This is a genomic window from Bacillota bacterium (assembly GCA_023511455.1).
In the GTDB taxonomy this organism is placed as follows: Bacteria; Armatimonadota; HRBIN16; order HRBIN16; family HRBIN16; genus HRBIN16.
Map to the genome: position 1 here is coordinate 1 of JAIMBJ010000022.1, position 14,936 is coordinate 14,936.

At 58.2% G+C, this 14,936-nt stretch carries 15 protein-coding genes and 1 other RNA gene; 8 read left to right on the plus strand and 8 right to left on the minus strand.

Annotated elements, in window-relative coordinates; translation table 11 throughout:
• Positions 1–900 (plus strand): hypothetical protein (locus tag K6U75_11605; GenBank protein MCL6475684.1); only part of this gene is annotated, 900 nt, incomplete at its 5' end.
• Positions 901–1,032: 132 nt separating this feature from the next.
• Positions 1,033–2,610: a LysM peptidoglycan-binding domain-containing protein gene (locus K6U75_11610; protein MCL6475685.1), complete on the plus strand. Its 1,578-nt coding sequence runs from the start codon at positions 1,033–1,035 to the stop codon at positions 2,608–2,610.
• 73 nt (positions 2,611–2,683) lie between these two features.
• Here K6U75_11610 and K6U75_11615 read toward each other — a convergent pair whose 3' ends face one another.
• Positions 2,684–2,944, minus strand: a complete 261-nt coding sequence (locus tag K6U75_11615; protein MCL6475686.1) for a zinc ribbon domain-containing protein — start codon at positions 2,942–2,944, stop codon at positions 2,684–2,686.
• Positions 2,945–3,129: 185 nt separating this feature from the next.
• Between K6U75_11615 and K6U75_11620 the strand changes: the two genes are divergently transcribed.
• From K6U75_11620 to K6U75_11630, 3 genes are all read left to right on the plus strand, one after another.
• The gene (locus K6U75_11620) at positions 3,130–4,113 is read left to right on the plus strand and encodes a C40 family peptidase (protein MCL6475687.1); all 984 of its coding nucleotides are present in this window, start codon (positions 3,130–3,132) and stop codon (positions 4,111–4,113) included.
• A 110-nt stretch (positions 4,114–4,223) separates the two neighbouring features.
• A complete protein-coding gene (locus K6U75_11625) occupies positions 4,224–4,484 on the plus strand; it encodes a hypothetical protein (protein MCL6475688.1) in 261 nt (86 codons plus the stop codon).
• 166 nt (positions 4,485–4,650) lie between these two features.
• Positions 4,651–5,556 (plus strand): RNA polymerase sigma factor RpoD/SigA, encoded by a 906-nt coding sequence (locus tag K6U75_11630; GenBank protein ID MCL6475689.1) that lies wholly within the window; start codon positions 4,651–4,653, stop codon positions 5,554–5,556.
• A 73-nt stretch (positions 5,557–5,629) separates the two neighbouring features.
• Here the strand turns inward: K6U75_11630 and K6U75_11635 are convergent, their stop codons facing one another.
• The 7 genes from K6U75_11635 to K6U75_11665 all read right to left on the minus strand — a co-directional run bounded on the left by K6U75_11635 (position 5,630) and on the right by K6U75_11665 (position 11,900).
• Positions 5,630–5,821: a hypothetical protein gene (locus K6U75_11635; GenBank protein MCL6475690.1), complete on the minus strand. Its 192-nt coding sequence runs from the start codon at positions 5,819–5,821 to the stop codon at positions 5,630–5,632.
• Positions 5,814–6,698 carry an SPFH domain-containing protein gene (locus K6U75_11640; GenBank protein ID MCL6475691.1) on the minus strand — a complete coding sequence of 295 codons (885 nt, stop codon included), beginning with the start codon at positions 6,696–6,698 and terminating at the stop codon, positions 5,814–5,816. The genes K6U75_11635 and K6U75_11640 overlap by 8 nt, the downstream gene beginning before the upstream one ends.
• A 227-nt stretch (positions 6,699–6,925) precedes the next feature.
• Positions 6,926–7,302, minus strand: an RNA gene (gene rnpB / locus K6U75_11645) — RNase P RNA component class A.
• Positions 7,303–7,320: 18 nt separating this feature from the next.
• Entirely contained in the window at positions 7,321–8,508 is a 1,188-nt protein-coding gene (locus K6U75_11650; protein MCL6475692.1) for a hypothetical protein, read from the minus strand.
• Positions 8,509–8,587: 79 nt separating this feature from the next.
• Positions 8,588–9,193 carry a hypothetical protein gene (locus K6U75_11655; GenBank protein ID MCL6475693.1) on the minus strand — a complete coding sequence of 202 codons (606 nt, stop codon included), beginning with the start codon at positions 9,191–9,193 and terminating at the stop codon, positions 8,588–8,590.
• Positions 9,194–9,378: 185 nt separating this feature from the next.
• Positions 9,379–10,665, minus strand: a complete 1,287-nt coding sequence (locus K6U75_11660) for a 4Fe-4S dicluster domain-containing protein (protein MCL6475694.1) — start codon at positions 10,663–10,665, stop codon at positions 9,379–9,381.
• Positions 10,665–11,900 carry an FAD-binding oxidoreductase gene (locus K6U75_11665; GenBank protein ID MCL6475695.1) on the minus strand — a complete coding sequence of 412 codons (1,236 nt, stop codon included), beginning with the start codon at positions 11,898–11,900 and terminating at the stop codon, positions 10,665–10,667. Before K6U75_11665 ends, K6U75_11660 begins: the two co-directional genes overlap by 1 nt.
• Before the next feature lie 521 nt (positions 11,901–12,421).
• On the opposite strand from K6U75_11665, the gene K6U75_11670 reads away from it, so the two are divergent.
• The 3 genes from K6U75_11670 (at position 12,422) to K6U75_11680 (ending at position 14,907) form a co-directional block, all read left to right on the plus strand.
• A complete protein-coding gene (locus tag K6U75_11670; protein ID MCL6475696.1) occupies positions 12,422–12,859 on the plus strand; it encodes a DUF5658 family protein in 438 nt (145 codons plus the stop codon).
• A gap of 112 nt (positions 12,860–12,971) precedes the next feature.
• The gene (locus K6U75_11675) at positions 12,972–13,949 is read left to right on the plus strand and encodes a substrate-binding domain-containing protein (protein ID MCL6475697.1); all 978 of its coding nucleotides are present in this window, start codon (positions 12,972–12,974) and stop codon (positions 13,947–13,949) included.
• A complete protein-coding gene (locus K6U75_11680; protein MCL6475698.1) occupies positions 13,939–14,907 on the plus strand; it encodes an ABC transporter permease in 969 nt (322 codons plus the stop codon). Before K6U75_11675 ends, K6U75_11680 begins: the two co-directional genes overlap by 11 nt.
• The last annotated feature ends 29 nt before the right edge of the window (positions 14,908–14,936 follow it).

Sequence of the window (14,936 nt, forward strand, 5' to 3'; positions counted from 1 at the left end):
AGAAAAGCGGTGAACCCGCGCTACGCAGGCATCGACGATTCGCGGGAGGCGCTGACCTATTGCGGTGCAGTCATCGGGTTGCTGCTGGGTTTAGCGTTTCTCATCGCCTTCTGTGTGCAGGCAGGGATGAAGTTGTGGGTTGCTGTACTGTTTTTCCTGATATTCTTCATCATATCCATCGGCATCACCCGTGTACGCGCGGAACTGGGTCCACCCGCGCATGAGGTGGTGGGCATGAACTCCCAGACGTTTCTCATCATGATGTTTGGTTCGACCGCCATCGGCGCGCCCAGCCTGACCATGATGACCATGTTCTGGTGGTTCAGCGGACGCGGATACCGCACCCATCCGATGCCCTGCCAGCTGGAGGCAATGAAGATGGCGCAGCAGGGCGGTATCAACATGAAAGGCATGGGCTACGTGATGATGTTCGCGATGTTCTTTGGCGGACTGGCTTCGTACTGGGCAGCACTGCATCTGAAGTATGCGAACACCACAGGCGTGGACTACATGGATATGCACAACTGGGGCAACTACTACTGGCTGGAGAGCATCTTGCGCTCGCCACGCGAGCCGAGCTTGACGGCGATGCTTGCGGTTGTCTTCGGGTTCGCTGCCGCCGCGACGATGCATCTCGCCCGGATGCGCTTCCTGTGGTGGCCGTTCCACCCGGCGGGCTACGCGCTCTCGCTCAATTTCGGTGTGGAGTACTTCTGGTCGTGCCTGCTTATCGCCAGCGTCATCAAATGGCTGGTGCTGCGTTATGGCGGCCACAAGCTGCACCGGCAGGTCATGCCCTTTATGTTCGGGGTGATTCTGGGTGAGTACTGCGTGGGCGCGTTCTGGAGCGCCATGAGCGTCATCCTGAACACACGCATGTACGACTTCTGCCCCGGATAAATCCTGTCGAATTTTTACCCCGAGTATGCAGGAAAGGCTTGACACAGGTGCGAAGTTATGATAGCGTAGAGTGCCTGTAACGCTGAGGCGTGACGCTGACCGCAATCCCTGAGTGAAAAAGGAGGCAGGTGCATGAAAAGAACCATGTACGTTTTTGCTGCTGCAGCCGCGTTGCTGACATCCACGGCGTGGCAGCCAGCAAACGTGCAAGCAATCCCCAACAATGGACCACGCCTGCAGGTCATCAATGCGCGAGACTTTGCACAGCCCCTGCAGGTGAGCACGGAGTTGTCCGTACGCTACCAGGGTAAGGCGATAGTGAAGCTGGAGCTGTGGGTGGATAACGTGCTTTTCGCCGAGAAGTCTCTGGACACTCCTGTGGAACGAGGCGTCGCCTCGTTCATGCTCGACCCCGCGTATCTCAGCGCGGGCAAGCATACCGTTACCCTTAAAGCAATTGAAGCGGATGGCACGGTCGGCACCACGCGCATCAGCGTCGTCGTAGAGGCACCTACCCTCGCGAACCTGCCTCTCGCTATTGTTTCCCCGGCGAACGGCACCGCTGTGTCGGGAAAGGTGGAAATTGGGCTGCGGGTGAGTGAACAGCTCGGCAGGGCTTACGTTAGCCTGTTCATTGACCGCCAGTTCAAGACCCTGCGCAACTTCCCGCCCTATACCTACACATGGGATACCACCACCGTCGAGAACGGCTGGCATCTCATCGAGGCGCTGGGCGTGGACGAAGCGCGAAACACCTATAAGGCAGCGCCGGTGCGCGTGCTGGTCAACAACCCTGGTGGTCAAACAGTGCGAGAGACACGCCCATCGGAAGCATCAGCGAGCTCGCCGGACATCCTGCTCACTCCGCTGGGCAGCGCACTGACGCTGCAGCCAGCGGAAGCGATGCCCTACTTCACCACGCGTGACGTGATGCCGCCTGCAGCTACCAGCGCAGGTGCTAAACGCACAGTTGGTGATGCCAGCATAACGCCACCTCCATCACCCCAGCAGATAGCAAAGGCGATTGCGCCGCCTTCCATGCTCGGGGGACAGCGGGAATCGGTGCCGGTATCGGAACCGCGCACTTCAGTGGAGCCGCCCGCTATAGTCGCTGGTAGCATCAAGCCATCGACGGCATTGCCTTCTGCGATGGCACCGGCAGGACAGAAGCTGGTGGTTCCACCAATGACTGCGATGGCTCCGCCTGCTCCGCAGACCGTTTATGAGGTGCGCAAGGGCGATACCCTCATCGGCATCGCCAAACGACACGGCGTCTCGCCGGAAGCCGTTGCTACCGTGAACGGTATCAGCAACCCGAACCGTGTGCGTGCGGGCGACAAGCTCATTATCCCCGGTTCCACGTTCCAGGTGGTGTTCGATAACACGCGCATCGCTTTTGACGTCCCGCCGCGCGTGCAGGACGGGATACCGCTGGCACCCTTCCGCCAGATATTCGAGCACACAGGCGGGTGGCTGTTCTGGTATCCTCAGTCGCGAACGGTGCGTGCGGTCAACGCAGAGCGTGAGATCGAACTGAGAATCGGTCATCCTTCGGCTCAGGTGAACAATCAGACCCTGCCTCTGGAGGTAGCACCGTTTATCGACCGGGGACGCACTATCGTGCCGCTGTCGTTCGTCCGCGACGCACTGGATGTCAAAATCCACTACGACCCGAAAACGGGTAACTTGCTCATCGAAAGCGAGAGGTAACGCAACCAACCCGAAGCATCGCCGGAGAGGGTCTCCTCTCCGGCGTTTTTCTTAACAGCCCGTGGTGTCCTCGTCACACAATCCCCGCTACTTTCTCCTCTTTCTTGCCCGAACTCGAATCGCCGTCGGATTTGTTCTCGGAAGCTGGCTTATCGGACTTGCGGTAGTCGGTTATGTGGAAACCCGGTCCCTTAAAGAGGATGCCTACCGGATACAACAGGCGGCGTACGGTGCCGCCGCACTGGGGGCACTCGGTCAGGGGCGGCTCCGTAATGCGCTGGAACTGCTCAAACTCTACTCCACAGCTATCACACCGGTAACCGTATGTGGGCATTGTTCACATCACCTCCGATAATATTATGACAAGCCTTTCGGGAGATGGCAACATCTCTCGAAAAAATTGCGAGGGATTGCAGGACTTGACAACGCCCCCGCCGAATAGGTATAGTCACGAAGCGTTGTGCTGCAAGGGCAACGCCGTGGCTGTCCTTAAGCCACTCACACTCAGGAGGTGAACTGATGCAACGGTGGCTCACTCTAGGCAGCTTCACCATGGTATACGGGTTACTGTGGATTACCGGAGTGGCTGCCCAGCGTGTGGTTGTGGTAAGAGAGAACGATACGGTGTGGTCTTTGGCAAAGCGGTATCAGGTACTGCCTGAAGACATCGTCAAAGCGAATAGGTTGAAAAACCCTGATGCCTTAAAGCCCGGCGCTCGCCTGAAAATCCCAGCCCTGGTAAAACCGAAGGTTGTTCCAGTATCCATGCGCAAAACCGGCGTCATCAATGGGGATCGCGTTTGTATTCGCTTCGCTCCCCAACGTACCGACCGGTCGCTGACCATACTGGACAAAGGGCATCCCGTGCTGGTGACGGCAAGGCGGGGAAACTGGCTTCAGGTCAAGCTCCCCAGCGGTCGGATGGGCTGGGTTCGCGACGATTTGGTCAGGATTACCGGCACGCTGGCAGCGAAAAGAGCGTCTGCAAAACCCCAACACGTAGCCAGACGCCCTGTGAAACCCTCACAATCCGCATCTAAGAGTACCAGGACAGCCTCGCATCGTAAGGCGACGCTCGCCGGTAGCACACGCAGGGAAATAGCTTCTGATGGTTCCACCTCCGGCAGCCATACAGGCGAGTCCATCGTGCGTACCGCTTCACGTCTGCACGGCGTGCGATACCGGTGGGGAGGCTCCTCGCGCAGCGGCTTCGACTGCTCTGGTTTTACGCGCTATGTTTTTCGGCAGAGGGCTGGCATCGACTTGCCTCATTCCGCCAGCGCGCAATTTCGTACGGGGAAACCCGTACGCCGTAACGAGCTGAAGCCGGGCGACCTGGTCTTCTTCCAGACCTACAGGCGTGGAGCCTCACACGTCGGCATCTATATCGGCAACGGCAAGTTCATCCACGCATCCAGCGCAGGAGGACGTGTGCGTGTCGACAGCCTGAATGATGGATACTATCGCCAGCGCTATCTGGGCGCGCGCCGGGTAGTCAAGTAAAATCACCAGAATTTTTTGCAAAGAGCATCCAGACCACGCAGGAGTCGGGCTGGATGCTTTCTAATATAAGGCTTTGGTACTGCATCGGGTGAGAGTAGCAGGAAAGGTCGATGGAGCAATCCGACACCGGGCAAGAGTTCGACCTGCACCGCGTACGTAAGGTAGTGGAAGTTCGTGCCAACATCGTCAACGAACTGCTGGATCAGGGATGGATACTGCACGACATCTACATTTCGAACGAGTATCGTAGCGTATACATCCTGCTGATGATGGACGAACTGACGTGCCCTCGCTGCGGTGCACCGGCAAATATCGAGGTATCCGAAGAGGGAGATCGCTACCGCTACATCTGCACAAAGGAATGCCACTAGCGGCGGGCGAATCTCCACCCGGCAAGGTTTTGCAACTTGCAACACGTAATTCTCAAAGGGTACAATTCGAAGAGTGCCGCGAAACAGAACGTGACTTTGCGATGTCGAACTAATGGAAGACCATCGGCAGTGGTCTGTGGCGTGATCGAGTTCACTGAGGAATAAGATGAGCAGCAACAACCCAGCCAACCGAAGAGGAAGCTCAACCGGTAGCCCTACCCTGACGCCAAACCGCAAGGCGGCTGCGTCGGAGGTGCCATCTTTGCTCAACCGGCTAACCCGGGTGGCTTTGCTTACGCCAGAAGAGGAGCTGGAACTGGCAGAACGCGCTCGCAAAGGCGACGAGGAAGCAAGGCAGAAGCTGGTTGAGGCGAACATGCGCCTTGTGATGAATATCGCCAAGCACTACCGCAATGCCCTGGTGCCGTTCGAGGACCTGGTGCAGGAAGGCGCCATTGGGTTGATGAACGCCGTGGAGCGGTACGACCCCTCCAAAGGTTATCGCTTCAGCACGTATGCCACACACTGGATCCGGCAGGCAATCGGTCGGGCGATAGACAACAAGGCGAAAACGGTGCGGATCCCTGCTCATGTCGCCGAGCAGCTGCGCCGCATGGAACGCGAACGCGAGCGGCTGCGCCGCGAAACTGGCGATGAGCCAAGTATCGAACAACTGGCGAGGGCCATGGGCGTGTCGCCCAAGAAGATTTTGCAGCTCCAGCAGGCGGCACAAGAACCTCTGTCGCTGGACATGCTGGTCGGCGAGGAGGAGGATACCTCGCTGGGTTCGCTCATCCATGACCAGAACGTGCGCGACCCCGAAGAGGTGATGCTGGAAATGGAGCGACGGAAGGTGCTGGATGAGCTTCTGGAAACCGAGCTGACCGACCGCGAGCGACAGGTCATCATCCGCAGGCTGGGCTACGGCGACCAGGAAGAGCAAGTCTTACAGGAGATAGGGGAAGCGCTGAAAATCTCGCGCGAACGTGTGCGCCAGATTGAAGCGCAAGCAATGCGTAAACTCAAAGACGCCGCCAAGCGCAGGGGTTTACGCGAGTATCTTCTGCAGTAGCGGTTAACTTTTTTAACCGCCTGTCTCCCTCACTCCAACGGCACGAGAGATTTCTCTCGTGCCGTTCGCCTGTCTATGGTTCGCTCTGCCCGTCTGCAGCACCGTGGCGAGACCTTTCCTTCCAACGTCCGGCGCGTCGGGCGGCGTCCTTAAGCAGATACTCAATCTGCGCGTTCACACTGCGCAGCTCGTCCGCCGCCCATTTCTCCAGCACCTCGTAGAGCTCCTCATCGAGACGGAGCAAAAAGCGCTTCTTCTCAGGCATACAACGTCCCCGTGTTGATGACCGGTGTTGCCTCGCTCTCCGATACCAGCGCTACCAGCAGGTTATTGACCATTGCTGCCTTGCGCTCCTCGTCCAGCTCCACCACATTGTGCTCGCTCAGCTGCTGAAGAGCCATTTCTACCATACCCACTGCGCCCTCCACGATGCGTTGCCGCGCCGCGATAATCGCCTCTGCCTGCTGGCGGCGCAACATCGCCTGCGCGATCTCCGGAGCATACGCCAGGTGGCTGATACGCGCCTCAAGCACTTCTACCCCCGCAACCTCCAGCCTCGCCTGTACCTCGTTCTTCAACTCCCGGGCGATGTCGTCGGGATTGCCTCGCAAGGACTCCTCTCCCTCCCGATGCGAATCGTAGGGATAGCGGGTTGCCAGTGTACGGATGGCGGTCTCGCTCTGAGTGGCGACGAACTCCTGATAGTTCTCCACATCCAGCAACGCCTTCGCCGAGTCCACCACGCGCCATACCACCACTGCTGCAATCTCAATGGGGTTGCCCAGTGCGTCGTTCACCTTGAGCTTCTCGCTGTTGAAGTTGTGAATACGCAGAGATACGAGCGGCTTCTGCGTGAACGGGTTCGTCCACCAGAAACCACTTTGCCGCACCGACCCGACATACCGCCCAAAGAACACGATGACACGCGCCGTGTTGGGCTGTACCACAAAGAAGCCCGACCACAACAGGCTGGCAACCACCAGCACGATAATGGCATACCAGAACCTGCCGGGCCAGGCAACGTCCTGTTCCATCGCCGCACGGATAATCACCCAAACACACAGCACGTTCACCGCAATCTGCAGGAACAACATGACAAAACCGTTGATGTACCACGCCTTGCTCTCGCGGATGGGTTCCATTGGACACCTCCGATTTCATTATGATATCATCATTATATCACATCTTTTCAGGCGAAGGCAAGCTTGAAGGTAGCAGGGGTGAAACCCGGAAGATATCGAGTGGCGTGGTGATACCCGCTGAAGACAAAAGCGGTGCAGTCCACACTGGTTACCGTATCGGGCACAGGTTTACAGGTGGAGGTACCCGCGCATGAGCGGGACATTGCAGGCTGCCTGATACCCTCGGGGCGCCGAGTCAGCCTGTAAGCGGGGTTCTGTGCCCTGCCTGTGGAGGGCAGGCGGCGGCTATCTCTCTGGGGCGCCGGTTACCCGACGCCTCAAGCGGCTGTACCCGGAGGCTCAGCGGGCGCACCTCACTGCCTCCCTATTCAGCCTTGCTCCCGATGGGGTTTGCCCTGCCGGCGACATTACTGCCGCCGCGGTGCGCTCTTACCGCACCTTTTCACCCTTGCCCGCATCCGGCAAGCGCCGAACCGCTGGCGGTGTGTTTTCTGTGGCACTTTCCGTAGGGTCGCCCCTCCCGGACGCTATCCGGCATCGCGCCCTGTGGAGCCCCGACTTTCCTCCCCACCCGGATGGGTGAGGCAGCCGCCCGGCTGGCTCGGTGCCCAATATCATTATATCACTTTTGCTTACCCGGATGCGGCGACCAGGTGGGCGCATAGTTGTCAGCCGTGCCATCGGTCAACCGCCGGGCATCTGAACCGTCGGCATTGACAATCCACAGGTCACGCTTGCCATCTTCGCGGAACTTCACATACACCAGGCTTGTCCCCCCCTGAGACCATGTCGGCGTCATTAGATTGCCCTCGACAATCAGGCGAGGCTCGGGGTCACCAATACCCATCACGCCGATGCCTGCCCGGTCTTTTTCCTCGTCTCGCACCCGCCACATCTCAAAGGCGAGGTGTGTCCCTTCCGGCGCCCATGTTACTGCCCCCGGAGCAAGGTCACCCCTCCCCTGCCAGAGAGACTGCACAGACTCGGTGACCAGATTATACAGGGCCACCAGATGACCAACCTGACGGTTACCCATCACAGTGACGGCCAGTTGTGTGCCGTCCGGGGAGAGCGCGATATGCACCTCTTGTCCACCGATAATGGGTTCAGGAAGCTTTTGTGCAGTGGGAATGGGAAGCGGTTGCTCTGGCTGGTCCCCTTCACCTTCGTGCTGGTGGTCTGCGCCCCCCCTGCGATAACGCACCAGCACTTCGCCCCCCTCGGTACGCTGCACCGCGTAGACGATTCTTTTCTCGGTATCGTAGGCTGGCTCGCGGAAGAGCACACTGCCGCCGAAGGTATTGCGCCACTGCTGTTCCAGTTCGAACGGGGGCAGAATCTTTTCAGCTTCTCCCCCTTCGACGTCTACCAGCAGAACCTGTCCCTGCAGGAGGAAGACAATGTGCTTGCCGTCAGGGAGGAAGTGGGGCTTCTCTTTCGCCCCTACGCTGACGGTCAGTTGCTGAACCCGCCTGCCTTCCGGGTCTGCATAGAACAGCTGCGGAACGCGGTTATCCCTGTCTGAGATAAACGCGATGAGCCGTCCATCAGGTGACCAGGCGGGATCGGTCTCCGCAGACGCATCTGCGGTTATCTGGCGCAATCCACTTCCATCCGGGCGTATCACCCAGAGGTCAGGATTGCCCGAGCGGTCAGAAACAAACAGTATCCAGTCTTTTGTATCGATATCAGCGGGTTTCACGCGGAAGGGGTTGAAGTATCGCACCCAGAACATGCCCGCTGCGACCAGCACCACAACTGCCAGCAATCCCAGCAGGGTGTGCCTGAACCATACGCGCCTGAGATACATCGTGCGCTCCCTTTGGAATGTTTGCTTTCGATTCCTTTTCTTCTCCGCCGGGGGCGAAAAATCCTGTCGACGCGCCCTGCTAATGGAGCTGCTGGCTCAACGGACGGGCTATCAGGTCCGAAACCCTGCTGTGGGTGTAGGGTACCTGTACCAGCAGGTGTCGCTCGCCGGGATTAGCGATGAAGAAAGCCATTCCGGACGGGAAGATAAGACCATCTGGAACCCGATTCGCCAGCAGGCGAAACTTGAAAAAGCGCGGCAGTTGTCCATAGCGAAACGTGCCGCGCACATCCTCTATCTTGTGTTCGCCCAGCGTGCCGCGCTGAAAATGGTAGGCGTAGATGTTCTGATAACTCATCCAGTCAAAGCGGTCATAGACTACCAGCAGGGAAAGCTCCTCAACCGCCTCTATGAAATCCGTGTGGGGAAGCCGGTATAGCTTCTCCAGAAGGTTGAGGGCGTCTTCGTAGCCTACAAAATGATGGGTGAACTCGCCCAGAGCACCGGAGAACTCTTCGGGCAGGTCGCGGAATTCATAATAGCAACCGTTACTGGACACCACCACGCGAGCGATTTCGTTGCTGAACTCCATCCCCTCGCCTACTTGCTGTTTCACATAACGTGCCAGTACCTGCGTTGCTCCCCCGTCCGCCTCTAAAAGGTCCACAAACCATTCGCTGTTCATCACTGACCCATCCACAGCCGCTCCCTTCCTTCCAAAAAGAGGATCAATTCAAGAGACTTACTAATCGGATTCTAAGCGATATCCATTCAGAAGTCAACATCTCCGACACGAGTTTACCGAAAAAACAGCATTTCAACGGGGAGTGTGGGCAACCTTCGTTTTCTTGCGCGGGCTGCGAGAGAGCCTCATGTACTCTCAGCCTGCTCATATGCCCGATACAGGAGCTCCACCGGATGCAGGATTTCCACAGGCTGGGGACATTCACGCAGTCCCTGTGCTATCCAGGCAAGGCAGCCGGGATTGCCGGTTAATACGATTTCCGCGCCGGTGGAGCGAATCCGCTCTATCTTGCGCTGCAGTAAGCGCGAAGCCATCTCAGGCTGCAACAGGTTATAGATGCCTGCGCTGCCACAGCACATATCCGATTCCTCCAGTTCCACCAGCTGCACACCGGGGATACTGCCGATAATATCCCTCGGCTGTTTGCGTACTCCCTGCGCATGTGCCAGATGGCAAGCGTCATGATACGTTACCACAAGGCTAGAATCTTTGCCACGACCAGACAGAGGTCGTACAGGCTTTCGTATGCCGGACTCCGCCAGAAACTCCATAATGTCTCTGACCTTCGCGGCGAAAGCCAGAGCTCGCTCCTCATGAGGCGTGCCTGTAAACAGTCTGCCATATTCCTTCATCGTAGAGCCACAACCCGCCGAGTTGACAATGATGGCATCCACCGGCTCACGCTCCATACATTCCATCAACCGCAAAGCCCGACGCCGTCCTTCCACGATGAAACCGTTGTGCACGTGCAGGGCACCGCAGCATCCCTGTTCCGGCGGCACAACCACTTCGAAGCCGTTATACCGCAGCACTGCGACGCTCGCGACGTTGACCTCGTGGAAGAGCACCGAAGCCACACAGCCAGTTAATAGAGCGACCCTGCCCCGCCGTTCACCCACTGGCGTGTAAAGGGGAGCGAGCCTGCCCCGCTTCATCTTGCCGTGCGACTGCGGGAGCGTTGCCACGACCACATTGACTCCCAGCAACCGCGCCAGCGGCTTGGGTAAAGCTCTGTCACCCAGCAAGGGCTTGAACCAACGAGCGGTGTTCATCGCTGCAGCGAAAGCGGAGGGATTGGTCATCAGGTCCAGAAGAAGCCTCTTTACGGTGCGTTGCACGCTGTGGCGAGCCGGAGACCGCTCTACCTGTGCCCGCGCGATTTCTAACAGTAAACCGTATTCCACGCCCGAAGGGCATGCGGTTTCGCACGCGCGACATCCCAGACAAAGGTCTATATGCTCTACGACGCCAGAATCCCAACGAATGCGCCCTTCGGAGAACGCCCGCATCAGGTAGATACGCCCACGCGGTGAATCCGCCTCACTCCCCGTCTCCAGATAGGTGGGGCACGACTGCAAACACAAACCACAGTGCGTACACTTCAGCAGATGCTCGCTGTGGAACTCTCGCATCACCGCCCCTCCACCAACCTGCCGGGTGCGAGGATGTTTTTGGGGTCGAACCCTTTCTTCAACCGTCTCATGATGTCCACGCCGCCGCCCGTGATAGCCCACACATCGACGGCTCTCTTCACCTCAGTGGGCGCGCTTTCCAGCACACAGAAACCGCCAAGACGGCGGGCTTGCTCACGCAAGCGTTGCAAAGCGGGTATATCAGGATGGATGTCTCTCCACCAGATGCGCACCACTCCTGCACCGAAGTGCGCCTGCATCGCCGCTTCAGGAAAACGCCGCGATAACTCTATCAGCAGCTCCGGCGTGCTCACAGGAGGTACCACACACCGACAACGATATGGCGCATCCACCAGCAGATAACGGTCGCGATGCAGGTCTGCCTCTTCCGAGGATATCTGCTCCCAGTCCAGCGGTGCTTGTTGACGCAGAAGGTCGAACTGCCATCGCACATCCTCTTCGAATCCCGCCAGTCCGCAGATGATGCTCCAGCCCGTTTCACTCTCGCAGACCACCTCCAGCATCTCCGGCTGCAGCAGAGGATGGCTCAGCGCATGGTATAGCTCGGGAAGCATATTCGCATGTGGCAATAAAGACCGGTAAGCGCAGGAAACCTCCGGCAGAGGAGCCACTTTGAAGGTCAGTTCTGTAAGCACACCCAGCGTGCCCCACGAACCCGCAAAGAGGCGGGGCAGGTCATATCCCGCAACGTTTTTAACCACACCCACACCCGCCTTAACTACCTCGCCAGAGGGAAGCACGGCACGCACCGCCAGCAGCCATTCGCGTGGTAACCCGTAGCGGTGGCGTCGTGATCCCGTACCATTCGTTGCAACCACGCCACCCACCGTCTGCTTGTCGGGCAAAGGAGCGTCTATCGGCAGCCATTGTCGGTGCGGACGAAGGAAGTTCTGCAGGGTGCTCAGGCTCATACCCGCCTCGACGGTAACCACCAGATCGCCCGGAGCGTAGTCTACCAGACGCGATAGCGCGCGCATGTCCATTGCCCAGCGGTAGGAGGGCATGGGGTTACCGATGCCGATGCGTGTACCACCACCCCACACTACCCCCGGTACCCCGTACCCGCGACAAACATCCAGTACAGCGCGCACCTCGTCGGTGGAGGCAGGCTGCACAACCGCTTCAGGCGTCAAACCGTCCAGCGCGTAGGCGGTGCACGGCCGCCCCGGCACGAGTGCGGTAACCTTCTTCAGCTCCTCAACCAGTTCTGACATGGCAACCGCATTATAGACGAACTCATCATTTTTCAATAAGTGGCCAAAAGAAGGTTTATTTTTGTAGCCTCATACAACGTGGTTATCACGTCGATCTGAGATTTATGAAAAAAAATTCATTGATATATTAATAATTTGGAGTAAATATGTTGATTTTTTGAATATGAGCTGATATAATGTGAAACACGGTCGCCGGATACGGTGTCTGTATATAGTGGACAGGGCAGGCAGAAAGTGTAAACTTCAGGCAGCCCGGAAGCGTAAGGAACAGGAGGTCCGTCATGCAAGCAATGCTGGAAAGAAAGCGGAACCGTCACGTCCAAAGCAGGTCGGCGCACGCACCTGCCGGAGCACAGTGCGAGAACTGGCTATTCATCTGCGATCGGTGCGGGCAGCCTATCTGTTACAACGAACCCCTGCAGGTCAGCTGCCACAGGGGTGAGATGGAAGTAGCGCACGTAGAATGCCCCCGTCGGCAATGAACGATGTCGGGCACATGGACACGAACAAGGAGGTCAGCAATGAGGCTGGCACGAGAGACATGGTCACTGCTGGTCATCGGTTTGGCGGACCTTGTCAGTACCACCTTCCTGCTGCGCTCCGGACTGGTGCGAGAAGCCAACCCGGTGATGGCGTGGTATCTCGTTCACTTCGGTGCGTGGGCTTTTTGCGCAGCGAAGGTCACGATGCTGGTCTGTCCACTGGTGATACTCGAATGGGTTCGGCGTGTCAAGCCTTTTCTGGGAATATGGGCTTTGCGTGCTGCGCTGGCAGGCTACCTGATCCTGTATCTCGGAATCGTCTGGCGGCTGAATGAGGCTCATATCGAGCGCACCATCGGCGTGCACTTCGACCGTATCAGTCAGCGGTGGCAGCAGCGAACAGAACCTGTTGCACCGGGGCGACTGCCCCGAAAACCGGCAGCGATTCCTGTTGACAGGGAAGACATCCTTTCTTGAGAGAGCCGCAGGCAGGATTCCCTCCCCTCATCACGAAAGCATTATCAAAACGAGTGGGAGGGATGAACCTTTGCGGAAGGCTTTTCCTATAATCCTGAGCCTGGCAGGTGTGATGCTTTTGCTGATTGCCTGCGGCAAAAAGCAAGCAGGAACTGGTGCGACTGGCACAGGCGCGAAACTGGTTGTGGCGGTGATGCCCAAGCTGAAAGGCATCGACTATTTCAACGCGGTGGAACGCGGTGCCAGAGAGGCTGCACAGGAACTGGGTGATATCGACCTCACCTACGACGGTCCCACTGAGGGCAAGGTAGACCAGCAGATCCCCTTTATTGAGAGCTGGACACTGCAGAAGGTGGATGTGATTGCTGTCGCGTGCAACGACCCGGATGCTATCTCCCCCGCACTGAAGCGTGCGCGTGATAAAGGCGTGCATGTCATCACCTATGACGCCGACGCCAACGCCGAAAAGTCGGGAAGGGAGTTCTTTGTGAATCAGGCGACCTTCGAGGACATCGGGCGCGCGCTGGTGGACGAGATGGCTTCTCAGGCAGGCGAAGACGCGAAAGTGGCTATCGTCAGCTCCTCGCCAACCGCGCCTAACCAGAACGCGTGGATTGGGGTGATGAAGCGCTACATGGCGGAAAAATACCCGAAGATGCAAATCGTCACCATCCAGTATCCTGAGGAGGATCAGGGACGCGCGTTCAGCATGACGCAGGACATCCTGAAGACCTATCCCGATGTGAAGGGTGTGTTCGGGCTATCCTCGGTGGCGTTCCCCGGTGCTGCCGATGCGGTGCGTCAGGCTGGTAAAAGCGGCAAGGTAGCGGTTGTTGGACTGTCCACCCCCAAAAGCATGAAAGAGTTCGTCAAAGACGGTACGGTGAAGACGGTGATTTTGTGGAACCCGGTGGATCTGGGCTACCTCACGGTACACGTGGCAAAGGCGGTTGCCGAGGGCAAGCTGAAGCCGGGCGCGACGGAGTTCGAGGCCGGCCGGCTCGGTAAGGTCAAAGTGGAGGGTGACCAAGTTCTGCTGGGCCCTCCCATGAAGTTCACTGCAGAGAACATCGACCAGTATGACTTCTGAGCGTATTTCCCCCACCCGTTTCGTCCTGTGGCGCCAGTATGGGCGCGAAATGAGCGTGGGGGTGTTTTTGTTGCTGCTAATGGGCTATTTCGGCACCACGCCGGGCTTCTTGCACACAGATAACCTGCGCGACATCCTCATCAACGCTGCGCCACTGGTCATCGCTGCCTGCGGAATGACAATGGTCATCATCGCGGGCATGATCGATATCTCTGCAGGTTCTGCTCTGGCGGTGTGCGCGGTGGTCGCTGGGTTAACTGCCAGGTCGGGGGCTTCCCTGCCACTTGTGATATTGATGCCCATGCTGGCAGGCGCGGTCATCGGCGCAGTGAACGGATGGCTGGTGGCTTTTGTGCGCATCCCAGCAATTATCGTCACGCTGGGTATGATGAGCGTGCTACGCGGAGGCATTATCTGGTGGACGCGCGGCGAATGGATTGGCAACCTGCCTCCCTCGTTCTCTGCGGTTGGTCGGGGCGAGATAGCGGGGATTCCCCTGCCGGTGTGGATTGCGTTCGGTATCGTGCTGGCTACTGCTTTGCTGCTTGCCCGCACGCCGCTTGGGCGGCACATCTACGCGGTGGGCGGGAATCCTGTGGCGGCAACACGCATGGGTATTCCGGTGCGTCGCGTGCTGTGGCTGGTATTCACTCTGCACGGTATGTTGCTGGGGCTGTCTGCGCTGGTGTATGCCTCGCGATTCAGCGTTATCCAGAGTAACGCAGGGGCAGGCTTCGAGCTGCTTGCCATCAGCGCGGTGGTGGTGGGCGGGGTGAACATCTTCGGTGGGCAGGGCACGGTATGGGGTAGTGCCATCGGAGGGCTTCTGCTACAGGTCATCAGTACCGGGCTGATTTTCCGCCGCGTTTCCGAATACTGGGCTCCCAGTGTGCAGGGCGCACTGGTGCTGCTGGCGGTGGTAGCCGATGCCCTGCGCACACGGAGGGCACGGCGGTGAAAGTCAGGCGAGAAGTGCTCCTGCTGTTT

Excerpts from the sequence above, each read along its gene's own strand:
- K6U75_11615 (MCL6475686.1), bottom strand. The coding sequence starts at position 2,944 with ATGCCCACATACGGTTACCGGTGTGATAGCTGTGGAGTAGAGTTTGAG.
- K6U75_11655 (MCL6475693.1), bottom strand. The coding sequence starts at position 9,193 with ATGAACAGCGAATGGTTTGTGGACCTTTTAGAGGCGGACGGGGGAGCA.
- K6U75_11665 (MCL6475695.1), bottom strand. The coding sequence starts at position 11,900 with ATGTCAGAACTGGTTGAGGAGCTGAAGAAGGTTACCGCACTCGTGCCG.
- K6U75_11675 (MCL6475697.1), top strand. The coding sequence starts at position 12,972 with ATGCTTTTGCTGATTGCCTGCGGCAAAAAGCAAGCAGGAACTGGTGCG.
- K6U75_11640 (MCL6475691.1), bottom strand. The coding sequence starts at position 6,698 with ATGGAACCCATCCGCGAGAGCAAGGCGTGGTACATCAACGGTTTTGTC.
- K6U75_11660 (MCL6475694.1), bottom strand. The coding sequence starts at position 10,665 with ATGCGAGAGTTCCACAGCGAGCATCTGCTGAAGTGTACGCACTGTGGT.
- K6U75_11635 (MCL6475690.1), bottom strand. The coding sequence starts at position 5,821 with ATGCCTGAGAAGAAGCGCTTTTTGCTCCGTCTCGATGAGGAGCTCTAC.
- K6U75_11650 (MCL6475692.1), bottom strand. The coding sequence starts at position 8,508 with ATGTATCTCAGGCGCGTATGGTTCAGGCACACCCTGCTGGGATTGCTG.
- K6U75_11610 (MCL6475685.1), top strand. The coding sequence starts at position 1,033 with ATGAAAAGAACCATGTACGTTTTTGCTGCTGCAGCCGCGTTGCTGACA.
- K6U75_11620 (MCL6475687.1), top strand. The coding sequence starts at position 3,130 with ATGCAACGGTGGCTCACTCTAGGCAGCTTCACCATGGTATACGGGTTA.
- K6U75_11680 (MCL6475698.1), top strand. The coding sequence starts at position 13,939 with ATGACTTCTGAGCGTATTTCCCCCACCCGTTTCGTCCTGTGGCGCCAG.
- K6U75_11630 (MCL6475689.1), top strand. The coding sequence starts at position 4,651 with ATGAGCAGCAACAACCCAGCCAACCGAAGAGGAAGCTCAACCGGTAGC.
- K6U75_11670 (MCL6475696.1), top strand. The coding sequence starts at position 12,422 with ATGAGGCTGGCACGAGAGACATGGTCACTGCTGGTCATCGGTTTGGCG.
- K6U75_11625 (MCL6475688.1), top strand. The coding sequence starts at position 4,224 with ATGGAGCAATCCGACACCGGGCAAGAGTTCGACCTGCACCGCGTACGT.